General features: G+C 72.4%; 8 protein-coding genes and 1 pseudogene. 5 read left to right on the top strand and 4 right to left on the bottom strand.

Annotated elements, in window-relative coordinates; genetic code table 11:
* From E2E34_RS26220 to E2E34_RS26205, 4 genes are all read right to left on the bottom strand, one after another.
* Positions 1-470: AAA family ATPase (locus E2E34_RS26220; RefSeq protein WP_167518391.1), on the bottom strand; the 470-nt coding region annotated here is incomplete at its 3' end.
* Complete coding sequence (locus E2E34_RS26215; protein WP_138904386.1) at positions 467-1,651, bottom strand: DUF4350 domain-containing protein; 1,185 nt, start codon at positions 1,649-1,651, stop codon at positions 467-469. The genes E2E34_RS26220 and E2E34_RS26215, both read right to left, overlap by 4 nt.
* Entirely contained in the window at positions 1,648-2,337 is a 690-nt protein-coding gene (locus E2E34_RS26210) for a DUF4129 domain-containing protein (protein ID WP_138904385.1), read from the bottom strand. The genes E2E34_RS26215 and E2E34_RS26210 overlap by 4 nt, the downstream gene beginning before the upstream one ends.
* A 4-nt stretch (positions 2,338-2,341) precedes the next feature.
* A complete protein-coding gene (locus E2E34_RS26205; RefSeq protein WP_138904384.1) occupies positions 2,342-3,571 on the bottom strand; it encodes a DUF7847 domain-containing protein in 1,230 nt (409 codons plus the stop codon).
* Between the two features lie 140 nt (positions 3,572-3,711).
* On the opposite strand from E2E34_RS26205, the gene mtnA reads away from it, so the two are divergent.
* From mtnA to E2E34_RS26180, 5 genes and pseudogenes are all read left to right on the top strand, one after another.
* A complete protein-coding gene (gene mtnA, locus E2E34_RS26200; protein WP_138904383.1) occupies positions 3,712-4,866 on the top strand; it encodes an S-methyl-5-thioribose-1-phosphate isomerase in 1,155 nt (384 codons plus the stop codon).
* Between the two features lie 4 nt (positions 4,867-4,870).
* Complete coding sequence (mtrA, locus tag E2E34_RS26195; RefSeq protein WP_187281934.1) at positions 4,871-5,560, top strand: two-component system response regulator MtrA; 690 nt, start codon at positions 4,871-4,873, stop codon at positions 5,558-5,560.
* Between the two features lies 1 nt (position 5,561).
* Positions 5,562-7,547 (top strand): MtrAB system histidine kinase MtrB, encoded by a 1,986-nt coding sequence (gene mtrB, locus E2E34_RS26190; protein ID WP_138904382.1) that lies wholly within the window; start codon positions 5,562-5,564, stop codon positions 7,545-7,547.
* Complete coding sequence (locus E2E34_RS26185; RefSeq protein WP_208765343.1) at positions 7,537-9,423, top strand: LpqB family beta-propeller domain-containing protein; 1,887 nt, start codon at positions 7,537-7,539, stop codon at positions 9,421-9,423. Before mtrB ends, E2E34_RS26185 begins: the two co-directional genes overlap by 11 nt.
* Before the next feature lie 185 nt (positions 9,424-9,608).
* Positions 9,609-9,857 (top strand): annotated as a pseudogene (locus E2E34_RS26180) (ComF family protein); the annotation flags it as partial.

Genomic DNA, 9,857 nt, shown 5'->3' with positions numbered 1-9,857 from the left:
GGGTTCTGGGTCGCCGCGACCAGGAAAGGGTCGGGCAGAGGGCGGGGGGTGCCGTCGACGGTGACTTGGCGCTCCTCCATTGCCTCCAGGAGGGACGCCTGGGTCTTGGGGGGAGTGCGGTTGATCTCGTCCGCGAGCAGCAAGTTGGTGAAGACCGGGCCGGGCTGGAAGGAGAACTCCGCTGTGCGGGCGTCGTAGACCAGCGAGCCGGTGACGTCGCTGGGCATGAGATCGGGGGTGAACTGGACGCGCTTCGTGTCCAGTTCGAGGGAGGCCGCGAGTGCGCGGACCAGCAGCGTCTTGGCCACGCCAGGGACGCCTTCGAGCAGGACGTGGCCTCGGCAGAGCAGCGCTACGACGAGTCCGGTGACAGCGGGGTCCTGGCCGACCACCGCCTTCGCGATCTCGGTGCGCAGGGCTTCGAGGGAGGCTCGGGCGCTGTCTGGGGTCTCTGCGGGCTGGGCGCTCATGAAGCGCGTACCTCTCTTTCGAGGGCGTCGAGTTCGTCTGTCAGGCGGATGAGGCCGGCGTCGTCCGAGGGGGCGGGGCCGAAGAGGAGGGCGTGGAGATCCCGGCCGGTCGTCGGCAGGTGGGAGGAGACGGCGGGGAGGAGTGCGTCGGCGGTGTGCGCCCGGGAGGCGGGCACGCCGAGAAGGGGGGCGAGGCGGGTGCGGGTGGCCGAGCGGAGCGTGTCGGCTGCGCGGTCGCGGGCGTCGGCTCTGCGGTAGAGGCGGGCGCGGCCCTCGGTGGTCTCGGAGGCGCGGACGGCTACCGGCAGTCGTTCGGTGACGAGGGGGCCGAGCCGGCGGGCGCGCCAGACAGCGGTGAGTGCGGCGGCGAGGGTGAGTTGGAGCGTTGCCCAGAGCCAGCCGGGAGGGACCAGGTCGTAGAAGCTGCTTTCGCCGCCGTCGGTGGCGGAGGCGTCATCCAGCGAGGGGAGGTACCAGACGAGATGAGGCCGGGAGCCGAGGAGTTGAAGGGCGAGCGAGGCGTTGCCCTGCTGGTCGAGGCGGTCGTTGTAGAGGATGTCGGGTGCCCCCAGGAGGACGGTGTCGCCGCCGGTCGGGTGCGGAACGCGGAGGAGGGTGGCGAGGTCGTCGCTCGGGTAGCAGGCATCGGCGCCGGCGGCCTCGGTGGTGTAACGCATCCCGCCGGTGTCGGCGTCGCCGGCGCGGAGCGCGGCGGGCAGCGAGCACCGGGGAGAGCGCGGCGACACGGTGGTCCGTCGCTCGACGTGTACGCCGGGCACCAGGGTGGGCGCGGAAGGGGCGCCGGGGGCGACGAGCACGGTGCGGGACGCGGAGTCCCGCATGGCGGTGCGCAGTTGCTGCTGCTGGCGGTCGGTCAGGAGGTCCGGGGTCGTCACCAGGAGCGTGCTGTCCTCGGTCGCCGCGTCCGTCGCCTGGCCGAGGGTGGTGACCACGCGGGTGGTGACGCCGCGGTCCTTGAGCAGCTCGGCGACGGCGCGGCTGCCGGAGGGGTCCGCGGAGCGCGGGTCGAGGCGGCCGTGGTGGTCGCCGGAGCGCACGGCGGCGATGACGATGCCCGCGGCGAGGACGACCACCAGGCCGAGGAGGAGGCCACGGGTGCGCGTCCATACCTGACGCGCGGTGGGGGAGGCCGAAGTGGAGCGGGCGGGAGCTCCGGTCATTCGGTGACCCCCGGGGCCGAGCCGCTGAGGAGGGGCTTCGTGCGTTCGACGTCGGAGTCGAGGTCGCTCAGGCGCTGGTACGCCTGCGCGTCGGCGGTGCGGCCGCCGTATGTGACGTCGTCGAAGTCGCGGGCGGCGGCGTGCAGCCGGGCGGCGTGGCCGGGCAGGGACCGGCCGGCTTCCGCGGCTGCCTCGTCGGCGGTGCGGCCGGGGCGCGGGTCGAGGAGTGCGCGCTCTTCCAGGGAGCGTACGACGGCTCGCATCCGTTCCTGGACGGCCTGGTTCCAGCGGTGGCCGGCGGCGTGGGCCTCGGCGGCGGTGCGGTGGTCCCCCGCGCTGCGCGGGCCTTCCTCGAACAGCGTCCCCGCCGGGGCGGGGACGCGGCGGGGAGTGCCGAGGCGCAGCCACAGGGCGACGGCGATCAGTACGACGAGTACGACGACGACCACGAGGCCGACCACGCCACCCGGGGTGGCTGCGGACGCTGCGCTGAAGAGGTCGTCGACCCACTCCCAGAAGCGGTCGATGGCGCGCTCGAGGAAGCCCGGGTCGTTCTCGTGGTACATCGGCTTGGACAGTTCGCGCTCCGCGGCCTCGCGGGCCGGGACGCGCGGAGTGTCCACCGGTACGTCGTCGCTCGTGCGAGCCCACAGGCCCGATGCTGTCCTGCCCCCCGCTGTGGACACCGCATCAGCTCCCGGATGCGGTGTCGGGGGACTGCTCGGGGCCGTAGCCGGGGATGCCGGCGGCGCGGGCGAGCTCGAGGTCGAGTGCCTCACGGCGGATGCGCTGGTCGATGTAGAGCAGGACACTCACGCCGGCGGAGATCGGGTAGGTGATCGAGGCGGCGATCACCGCGCCGATGCCCGTGATGATCAGGAAGGGCCAGCCGAACTCGGGAGTCTGCCCGGAGAGCAGGCCGCCCAGGCCGTCGTCGGCGGCGTAGGCGATGAGGCCGAAGGGTACGGCGATGATCATCGACACGATGAAGGTCAGCACGATCGTGAGCAGCGTGATGCCGAAGATCCGCCACCAGGCGCCGCTGACCAGCTTGGCCGAGCGGCTCAGGGACTTCATGACGCTCTGCCGCTCCAGCATCAGTGCCGGGGAGGCGAGCGAGAACCGGATCATCAGCCACAGGACGACGACGAAGGCCGCGGTGCCGGCGAGCAGGGACAGGGTGATGCCCACCCCGCCGCCCAGCAGGGCGCCGGGCAGGATGCCGACCGTCATGATGGCGGCGGCCATGAGGGGGAGCAGCAGGGTCAGGGCGAGGAGCTGCGGCAGCCGGGGCCTGGCCTCGCGCCAGGCGTCGGCCAGCGTCACCGGGCGGCCGAGTACCGAGCGGCTGATCACCATGGTGAGCAGGGCTGTCGTGAAGAGCGTGCCGATGAGCGTGATGGCGAAGGTGGGGGCGGAGCTGACCAGGCTGCTGCGCATCGCGTCGAGGGACTGGTCTATGGCCTCGGCGGCCGTGGCGTTCGGGTCGAGCTCGGCGGGTGCGGGCATCAGGTAGCGCTGGACCAGGATGTCGCAGATCTGGGAGATCACCGCGACGGTGACCGTAATGCCGAGGACGGTGCGCCAGTGGGCGCGCAGGGTCGACACTGCTCCGTCGAGGATCTCCCCGACGCCGAGCGGGCGCAGCGGGATCACGCCGGGCTTGGCCGCGGGGGGAGGGCCGCCCCAGCCGCCGCCCTGGGGCCCGCCGCCCCAGTTCGGCGCGGGCTGCTGCTGCGGGGGTCCGGAGGGCGCGTTCTGGCCGCTGGGAGCGGTCCACTGGGCGGCCGGCGGCTGCTCCTTCGACCACTTCGACGCGGCGTCGTTCTGGTCGGTGGGCTCGGCAGGCCGGGGCACACCCGGCTTGTCGCCGTCGGAGGGTGCGGATCCGGGCGAGGCCCAGCCCGGAGACTCGTTCATTGTCGCTCCTTCACGGTGCCCGTCCGCGGTCGCGGCGGCAGGTTGGCAGCCATCGTGTCATGGGGTACTGGCCGGTGGACCGGGCCCTGTATCTCCTTGGCACCTTCAATTGTCGGTGCCTCAGCGGGCAGACTGGGCAGATGGCTGATCAGGACGCGCAATTCCCAGCGGGCGCCGAGCCGCCCGCGCTCCCTACGCTGCGCTGGGAGGAGCCGCCCGAGGGGCCCGTGCTGGTGCTGCTCGACCAGACACGGCTCCCCGCGGAGGAGGTCGAGCTGGTCTGTACGGACGTGCCTGCCCTGGTGCTGGCCATCCAGACGCTCGCCGTTCGCGGCGCCCCCGTGCTGGGGCTGGCGGGTGCCTACGGCGTGGCGCTGGCCGCCGCGCGGGGGTACGACGTGGACGAGGCCGTGGGGCTGCTGGAGCGGGCGCGGCCCACCGCTGTGAACCTCGGCTCCGGGGTGCGGCACGCGGCGGCGGCGTACCGGGCGGCGCTGGAGAAGGGGGCGGGCCCGCAGGAGGCGGCGGCGTCGGCGCTGGTGGCCGCCCGGGAACTGCACCGGGCGGATGCGGAGGCAAGCGCGCGGATGGCCGCGCACGGGCTGGCTCTCCTGGACGAGCTGCTGCCGGGAGGCGGGCACCGCATCCTCACCCACTGCAACACCGGGGCCCTGGTCTCCGGCGGTGAGGGCACGGCGTTCGCGGTGGCGCTGGCCGCGCACCGGGCGGGGACGCTGCGGCGGCTGTGGGTCGACGAGACGCGCCCGCTGCTGCAGGGGGCCAGGCTCACGACGTACGAGGCCGCACGGCACGGTATGGCGTACACCCTGCTCACGGACAATGCCGCCGGCTCGCTCTTCGCCGCCGGTGAGGTGGACGCCGTGCTCATCGGGGCGGACCGGATCGCGGCCGACGGTTCGGTGGCGAACAAGGTGGGGAGCTATCCGCTCGCGGTGCTGGCCAAGTATCACCATGTGCCGTTCATCGTGGTCGCGCCTGTGACCACGGTCGATCCGGGCACTGCGGACGGGGCGTCCATCGAAGTGGAGCAGCGGTCCGGGCAGGAGGTGACAGAGTTCACGGTGCCGTCGGTCCCGGTGGCTGGATCTGATGCCGGGATCGGGGCCGGGATGCCCGTGGCGCCGTTGGGGACACAGGCGTACAACCCGGCCTTCGACGTGACGCCGCCGGAGCTGGTGACCGCGATCGTCACGGAGCAGGGTGCAATTTCCCCGGTCACAGGGGCCGCGCTGGCGGATCTGTGGGCCAGGTCACGCCAGGTAACGATTAGCTAATGGGATGATGTCGTTTATGAAGGGACGCGTCCTTGTCGTCGACGACGACACCGCACTGGCCGAGATGCTCGGCATTGTGCTGCGTGGTGAAGGTTTTGAGCCGTCGTTCGTAGCGGATGGCGACAAGGCACTGGCCGCATTCAGGGAGGCCAAGCCTGACCTGGTGCTGCTGGATCTCATGCTGCCCGGACGGGACGGCATCGAAGTCTGCCGGCTGATCCGGGCCGAGTCCGGAGTGCCGATCGTCATGCTCACCGCCAAGAGCGACACCGTAGATGTGGTGGTGGGGCTGGAGTCCGGTGCCGACGACTACATCGTCAAGCCGTTCAAGCCCAAGGAGCTCGTCGCCCGTATCAGGGCGCGACTGAGGAGGTCGGAGGAGCCGGCGCCGGAACAGCTGGCAATCGGGGACCTGGTCATCGACGTGGCCGGTCATTCCGTGAAGCGGGAGGGGCAGTCCATCGCCCTGACGCCGCTCGAGTTCGACCTGCTGGTCGCGCTCGCCCGTAAGCCCTGGCAGGTGTTCACCCGCGAGGTGCTGCTGGAGCAGGTGTGGGGCTACCGCCATGCCGCCGACACCCGGCTGGTCAACGTCCATGTCCAGCGGTTGCGCTCCAAGGTCGAGAAGGACCCGGAGAGGCCGGAGATCGTCGTGACCGTTCGCGGGGTCGGCTACAAGGCCGGACCGAGCTGATATGACCCGAGGCAGCGCTGCTCCGATGCCCGGGGGGCCGGGAGTCCGTACGGGGCGGCCTGCCGGTCCTCGGCGAAGGTCGTCCGCGGTCGGACGCTTCCTGCAGGGCGGTCCCGCCCTGCGGCTCTTCGCGCGGTGGGTGCGCCGTCCGCTGCTGCCGTCGTTGCGGCTGTGGCGGCGGAACATCCAGCTGCGGGTCGTCGTCGGCTCGCTGCTGATGTCGCTCGGCGTGGTGCTGCTGCTCGGCTTCGTCGTGATGTGGCAGGTGCGCAACGGCCTGCTCGACGCGAAGCAGGAGGCCGCCCAGAGTCAGGCGGCCGGCGGGTTCGACGTGGCGGAGGAGAAGGCCCGTACGGTCGCGGGAACGGGCGCCGGCGACGGCGCCCAGGCCAGGGCAGCCGCGCGGAACTCCACGAACTGGAGGACCGAGCTGGTGGAGCAGCTAGCCAGTGGCGGCCGGCAGGCCTTCCACGTCGTGGCGCTCAGCGCCAACTCCGACGACGAGAGCTCCAGCAATCGCGGCCCGCGTGCGTCGGGTGGCGTGAACCAGAGTGCGAGCGTCCCGCAGAAGCTGCGGGACGAGATCGACCAGGGGACCGGGAAGGCGTACAAGGCCTTCGTACGGATCACCTACACGGACGCGCAGGACCCCGAGCCGGGGCTGGTCATCGGCAAGCAGCTGAACGACAACAGCGGCCAGCCGTATCAGCTCTACTACCTCTTCCCGCTGACGCAGGAGGAGGAGTCGCTCAGCCTGGTGAAGACCACGCTCGCCACCGCGGGAGTGTTCGTCGTCGTGCTGTTCGGCGGCATCGCGTGGCTGGTCGTGCGGCAGGTCGTCACGCCGGTGCGCATGGCCGCCGGGGTCGCCGAGCGGCTGTCCGCCGGCCGGCTCCAGGAGCGCATGAAGGTCACCGGCGAGGACGACATCGCGCGCCTCGGCGAGGCCTTCAACAAGATGGCCCAGAACTTGCAGGTCAAGATCCAGCAGCTGGAGGAGCTCTCGCGGCTCCAGCGGCGCTTCGTCTCGGACGTCTCGCACGAGCTGCGTACGCCGCTGACGACCGTCCGGATGGCCGCCGACGTCATCCACGAGGCGCGTGCCGACTTCGACCCGGTGACGGCGCGCTCCGCCGAGCTGCTCGCCGGACAGCTCGACCGCTTCGAGTCGCTGCTCGCCGACCTGCTGGAGATCAGCAGGTTCGACGCCGGGGCGGCGGCGCTGGAAGCGGAGCCGATAGACCTGCGTGAGGTCGTACGCCGGGTCATCGAGGGCGCCGAGCCGCTGGCCGAGCGCAAGGGCACCCGGATACGGGTGACCGGCGACGAGCAGCCGGTCGTCGCCGAGGCCGACGCCCGGCGGGTGGAGCGCGTGCTGCGCAACCTCGTGGTCAACGCCGTGGAGCACGGTGAGGGCCGGGACGTCGTGGTCCGGCTGGGCGCCGCAGGCGGCGCTGTCGCGGTGGCGGTGCGGGACTACGGCGTGGGTCTCAAGCCCGGCGAGGCGACCCGCGTCTTCAACCGCTTCTGGCGGGCCGATCCGGCGCGTGCGCGCACCACGGGCGGTACGGGCCTCGGCCTGTCCATCGCCGTGGAGGACGCGCGGCTGCACGGCGGCTGGCTGCAGGCGTGGGGGGAGCCGGGCGGCGGGTCGCAGTTCCGGCTGACCCTGCCGCGTACGGCGGACGAGTCGCTGCGCGGTTCGCCGATCCCGCTGGAGCCCGAGGATTCGCGGCGCTCGCGCGAGCGTGCGGCGGCGGACAGCAGGGTCATGGGGGCCGGACCGGGCGGCGGCGCCAACCGGCTCGCGACGGTGCCGGCCCAGCCGAGGGCCGAACGGTCGGCGCTGCCCGTGCCGCCCCGCACGGCTCCGGCGGCCGATCCGACGGCGTTGCCGGGCAGCGGTGCCCGGGTGGTGGCGCGTCCGGCGGGCGACGGGGACGGTAAATCGCAGGCGGAGCGGAAGGACAGCACGCGTGGGCACTGAGCGAGGGCGCGGCGGCCGGTGGAGGGTGCCGCGGACGACAGTGCTGCTGGGATGCGCCGGGCTGCTGCTGACGGGCTGCGCGTCGATGCCGGACAGCGGCGACGTGGAGGCCGTGGAGGCGTCCCCGCGCGGCGACTCCCAGGTGCGCGTGTACGGGATGGCGCCGAGGAAGGGGGCGCAGCCCAACGAGATCGTCGAGGGTTTCCTGGAGGCGATGACGGGGGACGACCCCCAGTTCGCCACGGCGCGCAAGTACCTGACGAAGAAGGCTTCCAAGGCGTGGGACCCCACGCAGGTCACGGTGCTCGACGACGGCCCGGTGCCTCAGGACCAGCGGGCGAACGACCGCGAGGGCGGGGCGTACACGTACGCGCTGACCGGCAAGAAGGTCGCCGAGGTGAACGAGCAGCGCTCGTACCAGCCGGTCAGCAGCTCGTACCACGAGACGCTCCATCTCACCCGGCAGGACGGCCGGGACGGCAAGGAGTGGCGCATCGACGGGCTGCCGCAGGGCCTGGTGCTCGGTGAGTCGGACTTCGAGCGCATCTATCGCTCCGTCAACAAGTACTACTTCGCTTCCGGTACGTTGTCGGAGCGGACCGGCGCGGCCCATCCGTGGCTGGTCGCCGACCCGGTGTACGTGCGCAAGCGCATGGACCCGCAGACGCAGATGGACCAGGTGACACAGACGGTCGAGGCGCTGCTGAGCGGCCCGACGAACTGGCTGAAACCGGTGGTCGGTTCCAGCTTCCCCACCGGTACGGCGCTGAAGCTGGAGGAGGGCGCCAAGTCGCTGGCGTTCGACGACCGCAACGCCCTGAAGGTGCCGCTCAACGACAAGGCGTCCAACGTCGGGCAGAAGCGGTGCCGGGAGATGGCCGCCCAACTGCTGTTCACCCTGCGTGACCTGACGTCGTACCGGATCGGGCAGGTGGAGCTCCAGCGGTCGGACGGCTCGACGCTGTGCGTGCTCGGGGGCGACCAGGCGGAAGACTTCGCTCCGGAACGGGCTTCCGGCAGCCCGGACTACCAGTACTTCCTCGACACGAAGCAGCGCCTGGTACGGATGGTGGGGAGCACCGAGAACATCGGGGACGACGAGGAGGCCGAGCCGGTGCCGGGCCCGCTCGGAAGTGGCGAGTGGCGCCTGAGCGCTGTCGCGGTGGCGCGCAAGGAACGGCACGCCGCGGGGGTCTCGCAGGACGCGCGAGCGCTGTACGTGGCGTCCGTCGTCTCGGAAGGCGAGCCGCGGGAGCCGGCTGTCACCAGCAGCGGCAAGGGGGAGAAGGACCGCCTCTCGGCGCCGAGCTGGGACGGGCGGGGCGACCTGTGGGTGGCGGACCGCGACCCGCGCCAGCCGAGGCTCCTGCGGCTCGCGGGCGGCGCGGGCGAGGCGAAGGAGGTCAAGGTCGTCGACGGCCTCGACGGCGCGCGCATCGAGGCTCTGAAGGTGTCGGCGGATGGCGTACGGATCGCCCTGCTCGTGACGGAGGACGGCCGGACGACCCTGAAACTCGGCCGGATCGAGCGGCGCGGGCCCGAGGACGATGCGGAGGTGTCCGTCACCGATCTGCGGCCCATCGCGCCGCAGATGGAGGAGGTGACGGCCGTTTCCTGGGCCGGCCGCAGCCGCCTCGTGGTCGTCGGCCGGGAGTCCGGCGGGGTCCAGCAGTTGCGGTACCTGCAGACGGACGGCTCGACGTCGGACGCCCAGTCGGTGCCGGGAGCAAACCAGGTGACGACCGTCGCCTCGGCGGACGACGACCGGCTGCCGCTGCTGGCGCACTCGCTGGAGGACGGCATCGTGCGGCTGCCGCCCGGCGCGAACTGGAAGACCGTGGCCAGCAAGGGATCGTCACCGGTCTATCCCGGATAGTCCGGGCAGTCGGCGCCCGCCGCCGCTCGGGGTGGCTGTTCTCCGCTGCCGCGCGCTGTCCCCGTTCTAGCGTGCCGCGTGCCGTGCGGGTGCTCCGCAGCACCCGCGGCGTGCCGTTCCTCGCTGCCGAACCGGGTTTTCCACAGGGCTGGTTGCGGCCCGCGTGATCGTCCACTGTGGGAGGCGTGCGCGGACGATGGCGGAAAACGGGGCGGGAGCTCGCGGGTCTGGTGCTGCCCGTCGCGTGCGGCGGTTGCGGCCGACCGCGCACCGTGCTGTGCGAAGAGTGCGGCCGGGCGCTGTACGGCGCGGGGGCGCGCCGGGTGCGCCCGTGCCCGGAGCCGCCGGGGCTCCCCGTGGTCCATGCCGTCGCTCCGTACGAGGACGCGGTACGGGCGGTGCTGCTCGGCCACAAAGAGCGGGGCGCACTGGGG

The organism is Streptomyces albidochromogenes, assembly GCF_005981925.1.
Taxonomy (GTDB): domain Bacteria; phylum Actinomycetota; class Actinomycetes; order Streptomycetales; family Streptomycetaceae; genus Streptomyces; species Streptomyces albidochromogenes.
Note: the sequence above shows the minus strand (reverse complement) of the source record. Positions and strands in the feature narration are given on the sequence as shown.